Origin of the sequence: Bradyrhizobium sp. i1.15.2 (genome assembly GCF_040548425.1) — a bacterium.
GTDB lineage: Bacteria > Pseudomonadota > Alphaproteobacteria > Rhizobiales > Xanthobacteraceae > Bradyrhizobium > Bradyrhizobium canariense.
Window position 1 is genome coordinate 136,219 of the sequence record NZ_JBEPRQ010000012.1, and the last position, 15,013, is coordinate 151,231.

11 protein-coding genes are annotated in these 15,013 nt (G+C 62.6%); all 11 read left to right on the top strand.

Going from position 1 to position 15,013, the window contains the following annotated elements:
* The first annotated feature begins 144 nt into the window (after positions 1–144).
* Positions 145–1,275, top strand: a complete 1,131-nt coding sequence (locus ABIB80_RS22190; protein WP_354128341.1) for a M20/M25/M40 family metallo-hydrolase — start codon at positions 145–147, stop codon at positions 1,273–1,275.
* Positions 1,276–1,518: 243 nt separating this feature from the next.
* Complete coding sequence (locus tag ABIB80_RS22195; protein WP_354128342.1) at positions 1,519–3,384, top strand: ABC transporter substrate-binding protein; 1,866 nt, start codon at positions 1,519–1,521, stop codon at positions 3,382–3,384.
* A gap of 125 nt (positions 3,385–3,509) precedes the next feature.
* A complete protein-coding gene (locus ABIB80_RS22200) occupies positions 3,510–5,069 on the top strand; it encodes a gamma-glutamyltransferase (protein ID WP_354128343.1) in 1,560 nt (519 codons plus the stop codon).
* A gap of 134 nt (positions 5,070–5,203) precedes the next feature.
* Positions 5,204–6,790, top strand: a complete 1,587-nt coding sequence (locus ABIB80_RS22205) for an ABC transporter substrate-binding protein (RefSeq protein WP_354128344.1) — start codon at positions 5,204–5,206, stop codon at positions 6,788–6,790.
* A 10-nt stretch (positions 6,791–6,800) separates the two neighbouring features.
* Complete coding sequence (locus ABIB80_RS22210; RefSeq protein WP_354128345.1) at positions 6,801–7,742, top strand: ABC transporter permease; 942 nt, start codon at positions 6,801–6,803, stop codon at positions 7,740–7,742.
* Positions 7,742–8,617, top strand: coding sequence for an ABC transporter permease (locus tag ABIB80_RS22215; protein ID WP_354128346.1), 876 nt, complete (start codon positions 7,742–7,744; stop codon positions 8,615–8,617). Before ABIB80_RS22210 ends, ABIB80_RS22215 begins: the two co-directional genes overlap by 1 nt.
* Positions 8,618–8,631: 14 nt before the next feature.
* Complete coding sequence (locus ABIB80_RS22220; RefSeq protein WP_354128347.1) at positions 8,632–9,642, top strand: ABC transporter ATP-binding protein; 1,011 nt, start codon at positions 8,632–8,634, stop codon at positions 9,640–9,642.
* Between the two features lie 82 nt (positions 9,643–9,724).
* Positions 9,725–10,729, top strand: coding sequence for an ABC transporter ATP-binding protein (locus ABIB80_RS22225; RefSeq protein ID WP_354128395.1), 1,005 nt, complete (start codon positions 9,725–9,727; stop codon positions 10,727–10,729).
* A complete protein-coding gene (locus ABIB80_RS22230; protein WP_354128348.1) occupies positions 10,726–12,009 on the top strand; it encodes a serine hydrolase domain-containing protein in 1,284 nt (427 codons plus the stop codon). Before ABIB80_RS22225 ends, ABIB80_RS22230 begins: the two co-directional genes overlap by 4 nt.
* 180 nt (positions 12,010–12,189) lie before the next feature.
* Positions 12,190–13,581, top strand: coding sequence for a CapA family protein (locus ABIB80_RS22235; protein ID WP_354128349.1), 1,392 nt, complete (start codon positions 12,190–12,192; stop codon positions 13,579–13,581).
* 226 nt (positions 13,582–13,807) lie between these two features.
* Complete coding sequence (locus ABIB80_RS22240) at positions 13,808–14,989, top strand: M20 metallopeptidase family protein (RefSeq protein ID WP_354128350.1); 1,182 nt, start codon at positions 13,808–13,810, stop codon at positions 14,987–14,989.
* The last annotated feature ends 24 nt before the right edge of the window (positions 14,990–15,013 follow it).

Genomic DNA, 15,013 nt, shown 5'->3' on the forward strand with positions numbered 1-15,013 from the left:
CACGACGAACTCGAGTTCAGGCGTGGTGGGACTGGCCCGCGGTCGCGGGTGTTTGTCACCCCCGAGGCCCGGTCTGCGGCCTGCCCCGCCGCTCCTCGAAATTGGCGGTGCATGGCGCATCAGTCCAACACTGAGAGGCACACGATGAACCCGGCCAATCTCCCCTTCGATTCCGAAGCGATGCTGCAGGGCCTGCGCGAATGGGTCGAATGCGAAAGCCCGACATGGGATGCGACTGCCGTGAACCGCATGCTGGATCTTGCGGCACGGGACATGGCGGTCATGGGCGCAACCATCGAGCGAATCGCCGGGCGGCAGGGCCTTGGCAGCGTTATCCGCGCCCGCTTTCCGCATCCTCGCCAAGGCGAGCCGGGCATCCTGATCGCAGGCCACATGGATACCGTGCACCCGATCGGCACAATTGAAAAGCTGACGTGGCGGTGCGAAGGCAACAAGTGCTATGGCCCCGGAATCTTCGACATGAAGGGCGGCAACTATCTTGCCCTTGAGGCCATCCGGCAGTTGATCCGCGCGTCCTTCGTCACGCCGCTGCCGATCACCGTGCTGTTCACTCCCGATGAGGAAGTTGGTACGCCCTCGACGCGGGACATCATCGAGGCGGAAGCCAAGCGCAACAAATATGTGCTGGTGCCGGAACCGGGAGGGACGGACAATGGCGTCGTCACCGGTCGTTATGCGATTGCGCGTTTCAACCTGGAGGCGACGGGGCGGCCGAGCCATGCAGGTTTGACACTCTCGTCGGGCCGCTCGGCGATCCGCGAAATGGCGCGGCAGATTCTGGTCGTCGATGCAATGACCACGGATGACTGCACCTTCTCCGTGGGCATCGTGCATGGGGGTCGATGGGTCAATTGTGTGGCCACCACCTGCACCGGCGAGGCGCTTTCCATGGCCAGGCGCCAGGCCGATCTAGATCGCGGTGTTGAGAAGATGCTGGCGTTGTCAGGTACGTCTAATGATGTCACCTTCAAGGTGACGCGCGGCGTCACAAGGCCGGTGTGGGAGCCGGACGCCGGCACGATCGCACTGTATGAAGCGGCGCTCGGAATAGCGAAGCAGTTCGGCGCCGAGCTGCCGCATGGCAGCGCCGGAGGCGGCTCCGACGCCAACTTCACCGGCGCGCTCGGAATTCCGACGCTCGACGGCCTTGGCGTTCGCGGTGCCAATGCACACACACTTGACGAACATATCGAGGTCGACAGTCTCGCCGACCGCGGCCGGTTGATGGCCGGACTGCTCGCAACCCTGAAATGAGGCGACGAGATCAAGAAGTTGCCGTGGTGAGCGAGCATGAACGACGAAGGAGCGATGGTGACGGGCAGCGATCTGCCGTCACGGTCGAACAGGTGGCGGCTCCTCTTGATGAACGGATCTGCCGGCCAGCGTTTGAGAGTTCGCGCGATCCGTATCGGGCAGAAGCTGACACGCAGTCATCATTGCAATCGCCGTGCATGCTTCATTGGCAATGCCTGTTGAAACGCCCCGGATTCCGTCGGAATGGCGGGCGGGAGCGCTGAAATTAGGCGCCAACAGCCAGATTATCGATCAAATCGGGCGTCAGCGCGCGTTAAGGTCACGTTATTGTCACGCGTCACAGCGCTTCACAAAGCTCTGTCGAAAACCGGCAAGGAACAGCGGCCTCTTCAGGACCTGGGGGAGGCGGTCAGTTGCGCGGCATCACTCATTTCATCCTCAAGCCAGGGTGAGTTGCGGACTCAGGTTGAAACGCCATTCGATAAAAGCGGGAAACCCGCGGGACAAGCCAGGAGAGCAGGGATGAGAACGCTTACGCGTCGCACAGTCATGAAGGGCGGTCTTGCCGTTGCCGGAGCGCTGGCCGCGCCACGGGGCACTCTGGGTCAGGCGGGCAACCGCAAGATCATCAACGCGGTCATGCATGGGGACATTCCAAGCTATGACCCAGTCTGGAGCTCCGCGGATATGTCCCAGTATCACGGGGCCATGGTCTATGACACGCTCTTCGGCGTCGATGCCGGGGAGAACCCGCACCCGCAGATGGTTGGCAAATACGGCCTCTCGGATGACAAGCTCACCTGGACTTTCGAGTTGCGTGACGGCCTCAGGTTTCATGACGGCACGTCGGTCACAAGCGCCGACGTCGTTCCGTCGATCCGCCGCTGGGCCGCGCGTAACGGGTTCGGCCAGCACATGATGAGCTATGTGAAGGATATCTCGGCCAAAGACGAGAAGACCTTCACCATTCAGCTCAAGGAACGCTACGGCCTAGTGCTCGATGTGCTCGGGTCGCTCTGCTTCATCATGCGCAAGAAGGAGGCCGAGATCGATCCGATGCAGAAGATCGAGTCGGTCATCGGCTCGGGTCCTTTCAAGTTCAATGTCAACGAGACGAGGCCCGGTACGCAATACGTTTACGACAAAAATCTCGACTACGTGCCTCGCAAGGAGGCACCGAGCGGCATCGCCGGCGGCAAGATCGTCAAGGTCGATCGCGTCGTTTACATCAACATGCCTGATCCACAGACCGCGGTCGCCGCCGTGCAAGCGGGAGAGATCGACTTCTACGAGACCCCGCCGATCGATTTCCTGGATCTGCTCTCTCAAGACAAGAGCGTCAAGGTCCAGGTGCTGAACGAGTCGGGCAATATCGGCATCATCCGCCTCAACTTCCTTCATCCGCCCTTCGACAACGAGAGGTGTCGCCAGGCGATGCTGCACATCGTCAGGCAGGCCGACTATGTTGCGGCGATCGCCAGTCCGAAATATTCCAGAACCTGCGCCTCGCTGTTCGCCTGTGGCACTCCGATGGAGAACGACGCTAACACTGGCTGGTTCAAGACTGCGCCCGACTACACCAAAGCGAAGCAACTTCTGAAGGAGGGGGGCTATGACGGGCGCCCCGTCTTGCTGATGCAGGCGACCAACATTGCTTACATGAAGACCGCGGCCGAGATTTTGGCCAGCGAGATGCGTCAAGCCGGGATCAACGTGCAGATGGAGCCGATGGACTGGTCCAATGTGGCGACACGTCGTGCCGTCAAGGCACCGCCCGATCACGGCGGTTGGGATATCTTCATCACCTCGGCGGTCTCTGCTATTGTCGGTAACCCGATCAAGTTCATTGGCCATCCGTCGAATGGCGAGAAGGGCTGGTTCGGCTGGCCGAGCGACGCCAAGAACGAGGAGCTGCGCGCCAGATGGGCTCTCGCCGAGAAGCTCGATGAGCGCAAGAAGATCGCGCGCGAGATGCAGGACAACGCCTGGAATTACGTGCCACAGGTCTGGTTCGGGCAGTGGGTTCAGCCGGCGGTGATGCGCGCCAACATCAACGGCATTCTACCGATTGCCGGGGTTGTACCCTGGTGGAACGTCGAGAAGGTGTGATCGGTCGGGATTTGTGACGACGTCGATCGGCGCAGCGCGCCGCGCTTGCCAGGCGGGATCGCCTTCATCCGGGATGGGCTGTGCGTAGTTTCTCGATCCAACGGTCATCAGCATAAGAGCAGAGCATGTCGATCATTCATCGAAATTCCGAGGTCGGCGCAGTCGCGACAGGCGCACCCGCGGCAACCGATGCGGGGGCCGAGATGCTGCGGGTGGGCGGCACGGCGGCCGATGCCGCCGTGGCGGCGGCGTTGGCGATATGTGTTGCCGATCCTGCTAATGCAAGCCTGCTGGGACGTTGCCACATTGTCGTGCGGACGCGTGACCGGCGCTTTGCGGCGATCGACGGGGCGAGCGTGATTCCTTCTCGCCTGCCCCAGACTCTTGGCACTGGACCGCTCGCCGGCGCGGCGATCCCTGGCCTGCCGCAGGCGCTCGAGAAGCTGCACGCGGAGCATGGTCGACTGCCGCTGTCGGTAGTCGCTGGGCCGGCCGCGCGTTTGGCCGAGGTGGGCTTCATTCCGCCAAAGCGCCTTGCCGCGGCCTGGGCTCTGAACGCCAATGCGCTGGCGCAGGGCGGCGCCGACCCCTATCTCGATGGCGTGCACCCTCCGGCCCTTTTCCGCCATGAGCGGCTGGCGGCATTGCTACGTGGTTTCGGTGCAGCCGGTGCCGCAGCGATCACGACAGGACAGACTGCGAGGAGTTTGGCCGAAGGTGTGCGTGCCCGGGGTGGGCACTGGCGGGTGGAAGACCTGAGCGCAAACCCTGCCCGGGACGGCGAGGTCCTGCATGGTCGCTTTCGCGACTGCCAGGTCACCACCATCGGGCGTCAGGGCTGGGGTCACAGTCTCATCGAGATGCTGTCCATCCTGGATCGATTGCCCCGGTTCGGGCGCAAGCTGACGGGCTTCGAAGCCTGCAGCTTGATCGCTGTCATCGAAGCCTGCTTTGCGGATCGTCCCGAGCGCCTCGGCTCGCTCGAACCCAAACCGGGTGCTCGCGCCTTCGAGACGCTCATTTCGCCCGATTTCGTTTCTGCTCGCGCCGCCGAGATTGCGCAACGCCTGGCCGAAGACGTGCCCTCCGTTGCGCCGGCCGGAGCAGAGTCTCCAGCGTTGATGCAAAGCAAGGACACGACGCATCTTTCGACACTCGACGCTGACGGTTCAACGGTAGCGATCACTCTGTCGATCGGCCCTCATTTTGGACTTTGCGCAACCGATGCCGCGTTTGGCCTTTTCCCGGCCAAGAGCTATCGAATGGATGTCGAGCCCATACCGGGCGCTCGCGACATAACGGAGATGTCCCCGGTCATCGTCACGCGCGGTGACCGCGTGCTGCTCTCAGTCGGGGCCGCGGGAAGCGAACGTATTCCGGGGGCGGTTGTCCAGGCAATCGTGAACGTCGTAGACCGAGGGCTGAATCTGGGGGACGCCCTGCGCTGGCCTCGCGTGAACGTGGTGAACGGTGAGCCGCGCGTGCACGCTCATGCGGGTGCAGAGGTCATCGCCGCATTGCGCTCACGTTGGCCGCGCCTTCAGGTGGCTGAGCACCTCGGCATCGTTCATGCGGTCGGACAAGATGCAGGCGGCAATCTTGACGGTGCTGCCGATCCGGTGTGGGACGGCACGTTCACCGTCGTATCCGGACCTCTCACAGGGAGACTCGCGCCCCGTGAATAGTACACGGCCGGACCTGTCAGGCCCATCACGCCCGCAACTCCTCCGCGAGAGGATCTTCCTGCTTCGGGACGAATGTCGGGCGCATGGAAGGCACGGCAGTGAATCAACGATTTCATCACGGAGGAGTTAAGCACATGAGCAGCTTCACGCGGCGCACCATCATGCAAAGTGGCCTCGCACTCGCGAGTTCCGCCGCAGCGCCCCGAATCGCGTTTGCCCAGAGGGGCGGCGGCAAGACCATCAGGACCGTAGGCGATATCACGAGCTACGATCCGGTAGTGAGCGCGACATACTCGAGCCACTACCACGCGACGATGGTCTACGACACTCTCTTCGCCTACGATTCGCAATACGTTCCCCGCCCGCAAATGGTGGACAAATTTGCAGTTTCGGATGACAAGCTCACCTGGACTTTCGAGCTTCGCGATGGGCTCAAGTTCCACGATGGCACGCTCGTGAGCACTGCCGACGTCATTCCTTCGATCCGGCGATGGGGCGCCCGCGACGGCGCGGGTCAAGTGATGATGAAGTACGTGAAGGAGATCTCCGCAAAGGACGCCAAGACCTTCACTATCCAGTTGAAGGATCACTTTGGCTTGGTGATCGACTTGCTCGGCAAGAACTGCTTCATCATGCGCAAGAAGGAAGCGGAGACCGACCCGGCGCAGAAGATCGACACCGTCATCGGCTCCGGCCCGTTTAGACTGAACCTAGGCGAGACCAAACCGGGCACGCAGTACGTCTATGACAAATTCGCCGACTACGTGCCGCGCAAGGAAGCGCCCGACGGACTGGCTGGAGGCAAGGTCGTGAAGGTCGACAGGGTCATCTACGTGAACATGCCTGATGCACAGACGGCCGTTGCAGCCGTGCAGGCGGGCGAGATCGACTTTTACGGAGGGCCCCCGCTCGACCTGCTGGACCAACTCTCGCACGACAGAAACGTGAAGCTCCAGGTCCTCTATGCGGGTGCCAACGTCGGCATCATCCGCTTCAACTTCCTGCATGCGCCCTTCGATAGCGTGAAGTGTCGCCAGGCGATCCTGAACCTCGTCAACCAGACCGACTATCTCAAAGCGATCATCGGCAATCCCAAGTACTACAAAATATGCGGCTCTTACTTCGGCTGCGATGTCCCGATGGAGAACGATGCGAATACCAGCTGGTTCAAGGCCGCGCCCAACTATGACAGAGCGAAGCAACTCCTCAAGGAAGGGGGCTATGATGGGCGCCCGGTCATCCTTCTGCAGCAGACCAGCTACCCCCCCGCAAAGATCGCTGCCGAAATCCTTGCCGACCAGATGCGCCGGGCCGGCATCGACGTAAGAATGGAACCGATGGACGGTGCCGCCATGTGGGCGCGCAGTGCAAGCAAGGCGCCCCCCGAACAGGGCGGCTGGCATATGTTCATTACTTCGGCCGCCTCCACTGATGCCGACAGCCCACTGTGGATCTGCCACAGGACGAACGGCGAAAAGGGATGGCTCGGCTGGCCCACGGACGCCCGGAACGAGGAACTGACCACCGAGTGGGCGCTCGGGGAGACGGTGGAGCAGCGGAAGAAAATCGCGCGCGAGATCCAGGAGAATGCGTGGAACTTCGTGCCGTACGTCTGGTACGGACAGTGGGTCCAGCCGGTATTAATGCACGCCAATCTCAACGGCGTGCTCTCTACTCCCTTCGCCTGGTCCGCCCCCTGGTGGAACGCAGAGAAAGCGTGAGGCATCATCCATGGGCAGCTACATCATTCGCCGCCTGCTGTCGATTCTTCCAGTCATGGGGATAGTCGCAGTCATCATTTTCCTGCTGCTGCATCTCGCGCCAGGCGATCCTGCTGCGGTCATGGCGGGAGACAACGTGACGCAGGAGGCCATCGCGCAGATGCGCGAGAGACTGGGCCTCGATGAGCCGCTATGGAGGCAGTTCCTCCTGTGGGTGCTGCATCTACTGCATGGCGATCTCGGAAACTCCATGTTCTGGGGCGATCCGGTGACAACGCTGATCGCGCAGCGCGCCGAGCCCACCATCTCCCTCGCCTTAACCAGTGGCGCCTTCGCTGTGGCGATCGCGCTACTGATTGGCATTGCCGCTGCGGCGAACGCGGGCACCGCGCTTGACCGGTTCGTGATGGGCTTTGCTGTGCTGAACCTTTCGGTGCCGGCCTTCGTCGTGGGCTACCTGCTGATCTTTGTGTTCGCCATCGAGCTCAAATGGCTGCCGGTGCAGGGCTATTCACCCATCGCCGACGGTGTGGGGCCGTGGCTGCGCAGCCTGATTTTGCCGGCCGTGGTGCTTGGACTGCCCTATGTCGCCTTCATCGCGCGCATCACCCGTGCGACCATGCTCGAGGTGCTGGGCGAGGACTACTTGCGCACGGCACGCGCCAAAGGCGTCGCGAGCGGTCCGCTACTCATGAAGCACGCCCTCAAGAACGCCGCTCCGCCAATCGTGACGGTAATCGGAATGGGAGTGGGGTTTCTCATTGGGGGTGCCGTCGTCACCGAGACCGTTTTCAATTTTCCGGGCATAGGCCGGCTCGTCGTGGACGCCATCGCGCGGCGCGACTACCCGATCATCCAGGGCGTCACACTCGTCTTCTCAGGCGTTTACATGCTCATCAACCTGCTCGTTGATCTCTCGTATCCGCTCTTCGATCCAAGGGTCCGCTACTGATGGCTATTCTCTCTACCGACTTCAAGGACGCGCTGCCTCGAAAGCACGGATCGTTTCGCGTCTTCGCCCGTCGCAACCCGACAATCGTGTTGGGTGCGACGCTGCTTATCCTCGTCGTGCTCGCTGCCATCCTTGCCCCGGCCATTGCGGGCGATCCAATGGTGATCGCACCAGCCCAACGCTTAGCGCGGCCCTCGCCGCAGCACTGGTTCGGCACCGACGCGCTCGGCCGCGACGTCTATGCGCGCACCATTTATGGCGCGCGCATCTCGCTCACGGTCGGGATTTCCGTTGCGGCGTTGTCGATCGCTTTTGGCCTGGTGATCGGGCTGGTGGCCGGCTATTACCGGCGGCTCGACGGCATCATCATGCGCTTCATGGACGGGGCGATGGCGATACCGTCGATCCTGCTCGCCATCTCCCTTGTCGCGGTCACCAGGGGCGGCGTCGCCGTCATTGTGGTCGCTATTGTCGTTCCGGAGGTCCCGCGCGTGGTGCGGCTGGTGCGCTCGGTCGTTCTCTCGACGCGCGAGCTGGCGTTCGTCGAGGCGGCGATCTCGTCGGGCAGTCGCGACCTCAAGATCATCTGCCGCCACATCCTGCCCAGCACAATTGCGCCGCTGATTGTCCAGGGGACCATCATCGTGGCCGCGGCGATCCTTACCGAGTCGGCACTGTCCTTTCTCGGCATCGGCGTGCCACCGGAGATTCCGACCTGGGGCAACATGGTCTCCGCGAACCGGCTCTACCTCGCACGCGCGCCGTGGACGATCTTCTTTCCCGGCGCCTTTCTCACCGTGGTGGTTCTCGCCGTCAACCTTCTCGGCGACGGGCTTCGCGACCGCCTCGATCCCCGCCTCGCCCGGCGGATGTAAAGAGTGTTTCGACCATGACTGCAACTGCAACTGCAACTGCGCCCATTCTCGAGGTGCAGGATTTGCGAACCCACTTCTTCACCCAAGACGGCGTGACTCGTGCCGTTGATGGCGTGAGCTTCGAAGTCAACACCGGCGACACGCTCGGCATCGTCGGCGAGAGCGGGTGCGGCAAGAGCGTCACTGCGCTGTCGATCATGCGCCTGCTGCCGCCGAAGCTTGCGCGCACGGTGGGTGGGCGCATCCGCTTCGAGGGCAGAGACATCCTGACGCTCCGTGAGGCCGAGATGCGGGACATCCGCGGCAACCGCATCGCCATGATCTTCCAGGAGCCGATGACATCCTTGAACCCGGTACTCACCGTCGGTGACCAGATCGCCGAGGCGGTGATGATCCACCAGAAGAAGAACCGCGGCGAGGCGCTGGCGCAGGCGGCCGAGATGCTCCGCCTCGTACGCATTTCCGACGCTGAGCGGCGCCTCAAGGACTATCCCTACCAGTTCTCGGGAGGCATGCGCCAGCGGGTCATGATTGCGATGGCACTATCCTGCAACCCTAAGCTCCTCATTGCTGACGAGCCGACCACGGCGCTGGACGTCACCATCCAGGCGCAGATCCTGCGCCTCATGCTGGAGCTGAAGGAGCGCATGGGCGCCGCGGTCATGCTCATCACTCACGATCTGGGCGTCGTTGCCGAGACCTGCCAGCGCGTCATCGTGATGTACGGCGGCCGTAAGGTCGAGGAGGCCGAGGTAACTGAGCTCTTCGATCGACCGCTCCATCCCTATACGCAGGGGCTCATCGCCTCGATCCCGCGCCGCCGTGGGCAGGGAGCGCGGCCGAAGCGCCTTACCGAGATCCCGGGCATTGTGCCGATGCTCAACCAACCCATCCAGGGCTGCGCCTTCGCGCCGCGTTGCTCCTTCGCGACCGAGCGCTGCCGCGCCGAAGCGCCACCCTTCGAGCATCACGAGGGAACGCATTTCGTCGCCTGCTGGGAAGCCACGAAGGTGGCCGCAGCATGACGAGTCACTTTTCCTCACGTGGGCGTGCCTTGTGCACGCCGCCGGTGCCCGGCAGGGGAGTCCTGGAATCATGACCAGTAATGTGAGTACGCCAGTCGTCGAGGTCACCAACCTCGAGAAGCACTTTTCGGTGCGGCGCGGCCTGATGCGGCGCGAGGCCGTGCGGGTCAGGGCGGTGGACGGCGTCAGCTTTTCGATCGCCCGGGGCGAGACGCTTTGCCTTGTCGGCGAGAGTGGCTGCGGCAAGTCGACGGTGGGCAAGCTCGTCCTCCGCCTTATCCAGCCCACCGGGGGGGCCGTCCGGCTCGAGGACATCGACGTTACGCATCTCGGCGAGGATGAGCTGCGCCAGCACCGACGGCGCATGCAGATGGTCTTCCAGGATCCCTACTCCTCGCTCAATCCCAAGCTCATTGCCGAAACGATCGTCGCCGAGCCGATCGAGAATTTCGAGAGCCTCTCGGCCAGCGCGCGCAAGGCGCGCGTGGCGGGCTTGCTCGAAAGAGTCGGACTACGCGCCGATGCGATGCGGCGCTATCCCTTCGAGTTCTCTGGTGGGCAGCGCCAGCGCCTCGCCATCGCCCGAGCGCTCGCCGTCAATCCCAGCCTCGTCGTCGCCGATGAGCCGGTCTCGGCACTCGACGTGTCCGTGCAGGCTCAGGTGCTGAATCTCCTGATGGATCTCCAGGAAGAGCTGAAGCTCGCCTATCTCTTCATCAGCCATGATCTCGGTGTCGTCGAGCATATCGGCCATCGCATCGCGGTCATGTATCTGGGCCGCATTGTCGAAATCGCGGGCAAGGAAGCGATCTTCAATGAACCGCTGCACCCTTACTCCCAGGCGCTCATTACCGCGGCCCCGGTGCCGGATCCGCGCTTCAAGCGTGAACGCCTGCTCATCGAAGGCGATGTGCCGAGCCCGATGAATCCGCCTTCCGGCTGCCATTTCCATACGCGCTGCCCATTCGCCATGCCTCGCTGTCGCGGCGAGAGCCCGCAACTGCGCGAGGTCGTGCCCGGTCATTTCGTCGCCTGTCATCTGCGGGAGGACGGCTACCGTGGTCCGCTGCCGCGACCCGCCGGATGAGCAGCAGCTCGAAGAAGGAAACGCTGCAGATGGGTATGGTGGAATTCGACGGACTGCGCTACCTTGATGGCCGTGCGTCTGATCCGCGCGAGCTCGGCTGGACGCGCGGTGCGCCACCACCCGCCGAAAAGTGGGTCACGTTCGAGAGCGATAACTTCCTCGAATTTCCGCAGACTCGCTGGTCGTTGTCGCACATGCGCGAGCTTGCGCCGACCGTGAACGTGTGGCGCGGGCGTTGCGGGCCGTCGCCGCTCGATCGCAGCGACAAGGCCGCCGACATCGGCGCGCTCAGTTTTGTCGACATGAACGGTCGCACCCGCCGCTTTGACGAGGCGCTGTCTGACACCTACGCCGACGGCATCGTCGTGCTGCATCGGGGGCGCATCGTGTACGAGCGCTACTTCGGCGCGCTCGAGCCGCACTTGCCGCATGCGTGCATGTCAGTCACGAAGTCGTACGCAGGCACGCTTGCTGCGGCGTTCGTGCACGAAGGCGTGCTCGACGACTCGAAAACGATCCCGCACTATCTGCCTGAGCTGCGGGGCACGGGCTGGGACAACGCCACGCTACGCCAGGTGATGGATATGCAGGCGGGCATTGCATACACGGAGGTCTATGCCGACGAGCGCTCCAGCGTGCGCGACTACGCACGATCTGCAGGCCTGCGTGCACGTCCTGCGGGCTATCAGGGGGCGACGACGTGCTGCGATTTTCTGCGCTGCATCAGGGAGGAAGGCGCGCACGGCGAAACGTTCGCCTACAAGACCGTAAACACCGATGTCATGGCCTGGGTGATGGCGCGCGTAACCGGCCGATCCTTCGCGCAACTGCTGCACGGGCGGCTGTGGGCTCCGCTCGGCTGCGAGGAGGACGGCTACCTCATCGTCGATCCCGCCGGCCTGCCAAACGCCGGCGGCGGGCTTTCGGCAACGCTGCGCGACCTGGCGCGGTTCGGCGAACTCATGCGGTGCGAGGGCGAGTGGAACGGAAAGCAGCTTATTCCGGCGGCGGTCGTGCACGATGTGCAGAGAGGCGTCGACCCGGCCAAATGCCCGAACATGCCACAGCCCGGCTACTCATATCGCAGCATGTGGTGGGTTACGCACAACGAGCTGGGCGCGTTCGAGGGCCGGGGCATCCATGGTCAGCTCCTGCATGTCGCGCCGAAGGCTGAGATGGTGGTCGCGCGCTTCGCATCGCACGCAGTAGCATCAGGCGCCGCCCATAACCCGATCACTGTTCCGCAGATGCTTGCCATCGGGCGGATGCTACGCGGATAGCCGGCACGATGAGCCGGTTCCCCTCCGCGGGTCAGAAACTGCTCCACGCCGCTCAAGCGGTATTGAGGTTCCGAAGACCCGCGGATTTGCGCCGGGATCATGAAAGATCCAGGTCAGGTCCGGTCAGAAGAACAAGTAGAGTCTACAGATTTGGGTAAGGTCAGCGCGGTGAGAGGTCCCATGGAGAACGAGTCACACGAGAACGGTTGTGATCCCGTCCAGCAGGGCGGCAGTTATGACACCGTCGGTTCGACTGCAACGAACGTTGCGGACGGCTTCACGATGGTAGCAGTTGGTGACCTCATCGTGACGCGGCCCCTGACCAGAGGACCGGATTCCGGCTTCAGCGCCATCGTTAGGATCCTGCATGATGCGGATGTCACGTTCGGAAACATGGAAACCAATATCTTCGACATTCGATCGTTCAACGGAAGTCCGCAGGCTGAGTATGGCGGCGCCTATCACGTCAGCCTTCCGGAGCTGGGACCTGATTTGAAGGCGATGGGATTCAATTTCCTGGGGCGCGCCAACAACCATTCGCTTGACTGGGGCGTCGAAGGCATGCGCGAGACGAGCCGAGTTCTCGATCAGAACGCCATCGTGCATGCAGGAGCAGGCGAGAATCTCGCGCAAGCCGGCGCCGCCCGCTTCCTGGAGACGCCACGCGGGCGTGCGGCCCTGGTGTCGTGTGCTTCAACGTTTACGCCGCTGTCTCGCGCGGCCGATCCCGCCGGTGAAGCGCCAGGCAGACCAGGACTCAACAGCCTTCGTCTGGCACGAAGCATCGTGGTGCCACCGGAAATGCTCGAGAGCATGAGGCGGATACGTAATGCACTGCCCGGCTTCCGGCCCGGTCATGATGATCCAAACCGGGTGATGCTCGCTGGAGTGACATTCAAGACCGGCGACAGGGCCGGCTACAGCTACGAAGCCGACCCGCGCGATGTCGCCGACATTCTGCGCAACGTTCGTCGGGGCAAGCAGTTCGCCGACTTCTGCATCATCACGAACCATGGTCACGAGCCGGGGAATTGGAGCCAGGAGCCGGCTGACTACGAGGCATCGTTTGCGCACAGGCTAATCGATGCCGGAGCCGACGCATATATCGGCCATGGACCGCACCAGTTGCGGGGCATCGAGATCTACAAGGGCCGGCCGATTTTCTACAGCCTGGGAAATTTTATCATGGACGACCTTCGGACGCCCGTAGGGGCCGACATGTTTGCTGCTCAAGGCAAAGACCCTCGGATCGACACGGATGCCGAGGTGACAGTCTCTGAGATGACAGGAGGATACGAGACGGATCCGGGTTTTTCCGACCCGGTCTTCTATGAGAGCATCATCGCAGTCAGTCGATTAGAGCAGAACCAGCTTGCTGAACTGCGTCTTTATCCTATCGAGCTTGGTCACTCGAAGAGGTTGGCCAATCGGGGCGTACCACGCCTGGCGCCCGCGCCGCAGGCAAAAGTCATTCTGGAGCGTCTACAGAAGCTCTCGAAGCCGTTCGGAACCGACATCGCCATCGAGGATGACGTTGGACTCATCAGGCTGCGGTCCAGCCAGCTGCGATGACGCTCCAGTTGCGACTCCGCCGGCTCGAGTTCTCTGCCGGTCTATCTTGAAGTCGGTTTCGTACATCAATGCGGTGGAATTTCGCGACGAATTCCTTCGCGGAGGAGCGAAAATCGACTGGAGTTGTGCGCGGGCGGGCAGAACTTGGCGGTCTTTTTTCTTGATGACAGAATAAGATTTCACCTGTGGACGGTCCTGCCGAGCGGCGTGGAGAGGTCAAGCCAGAATGAGCACACACAACAACAGCCTTCTGTCGGATGCGGAGTGTGCGGCGGTGATCGAGCTCCGCCACGCCATGCATCGCGAGCCTGAGCTCTCCAATGCCGAATGGCGAACCCAGGAGCGGATCCTTGGAATACTGCGGCGCTTCGGCCTCAGCAATGCCAAGGTCTTCCACAACACCGGCGTTTACGTGGACATCGAAGGTACTGCCATCGGACCGAAGCGCTCGATCGCAGTGCGGGGCGACATCGACGCCCTGCCGATCCAGGAGGCGCGCGATGATCTTCCCTATCGCTCCCAGGTCGACGGCGTCATGCATGCGTGCGGTCACGACCTGCATGGCTCGATCGCGCTGGGCACCGCACTCGCATTCCACCGCTTGCGCGACAATTTCGCGGGCAGGGTTCGCGTGTTCTTCCAGCCTGCCGAGGAGGCGGAACCGCTCGGCGGGCGCACTGTAAAGGAGCAGCATCTGCTCGATGACTTCGATCGAGCCGTCGGTTTTCATGTCTGGCCAGAGATTCCCGCCGGCATGTTCGCCGCACGCGAGGGCGCGATTACCAAATCCGCGGATCAGTTCAGACTTACCGTCCACGGCCAGATGGCACATGGTGCGGCACCGCACAAGGGCATCGACGCGATCGCCATCGCGGCTGCCTTCGTCAATGAGGTGCAAAAAGTCGTCTCGCGCGAAATGCCGGTCGACGATGGCGCGGTTGTCACGATCGGGACCATCCACGGTGGCGAAGCGACCAACATCATCTGTCCGTTAGTTGTCATGGAGGGGACAATCAGGACCCGCAGCCCGGAGCGTCGGGCGCTGCTCGCGCAGCGCGTGCGCGAAGTGGCCGAAGGCGTCGCTGCAATGCACCGGGGGCGCGCCGAATGCATCATCCGCATTGGCGAGCCCGCCATAATCAACGATGCCGAGATGGTGAGGCGCTTCCGGCAACTCGTCCAGGAAACGGCTGGCCGCGACGCCTTCAGCGAGCCGCGGCAGGGGGAGGGCAGCGACGATTTCGGCTTCTACGCCGCCTGCGTGCCATCGATCTATTTCCTGTTCGGTAGTTGCTCGCCCAGCAACGACTCATATGTGCATACGCCTACATTCGCTGCGTCCGATGAACAGATCATACCGGCGACGGAGCTCACCGTCCGATACATTCTCGATCTGCTGAGTTCCTGACAACGATCGGTCGGAACGCTGCAG

Coding starts and splice junctions, on each gene's coding strand:
- ABIB80_RS22220 (WP_354128347.1), top strand. CDS start 8,632: ATGACTGCAACTGCAACTGCAACTGCGCCCATTCTCGAGGTGCAGGAT.
- ABIB80_RS22240 (WP_354128350.1), top strand. CDS start 13,808: ATGAGCACACACAACAACAGCCTTCTGTCGGATGCGGAGTGTGCGGCG.
- ABIB80_RS22215 (WP_354128346.1), top strand. CDS start 7,742: ATGGCTATTCTCTCTACCGACTTCAAGGACGCGCTGCCTCGAAAGCAC.
- ABIB80_RS22195 (WP_354128342.1), top strand. CDS start 1,519: ATGGCGGGCGGGAGCGCTGAAATTAGGCGCCAACAGCCAGATTATCGA.
- ABIB80_RS22210 (WP_354128345.1), top strand. CDS start 6,801: ATGGGCAGCTACATCATTCGCCGCCTGCTGTCGATTCTTCCAGTCATG.
- ABIB80_RS22190 (WP_354128341.1), top strand. CDS start 145: ATGAACCCGGCCAATCTCCCCTTCGATTCCGAAGCGATGCTGCAGGGC.
- ABIB80_RS22230 (WP_354128348.1), top strand. CDS start 10,726: ATGAGCAGCAGCTCGAAGAAGGAAACGCTGCAGATGGGTATGGTGGAA.
- ABIB80_RS22200 (WP_354128343.1), top strand. CDS start 3,510: ATGTCGATCATTCATCGAAATTCCGAGGTCGGCGCAGTCGCGACAGGC.
- ABIB80_RS22235 (WP_354128349.1), top strand. CDS start 12,190: ATGGAGAACGAGTCACACGAGAACGGTTGTGATCCCGTCCAGCAGGGC.
- ABIB80_RS22205 (WP_354128344.1), top strand. CDS start 5,204: ATGAGCAGCTTCACGCGGCGCACCATCATGCAAAGTGGCCTCGCACTC.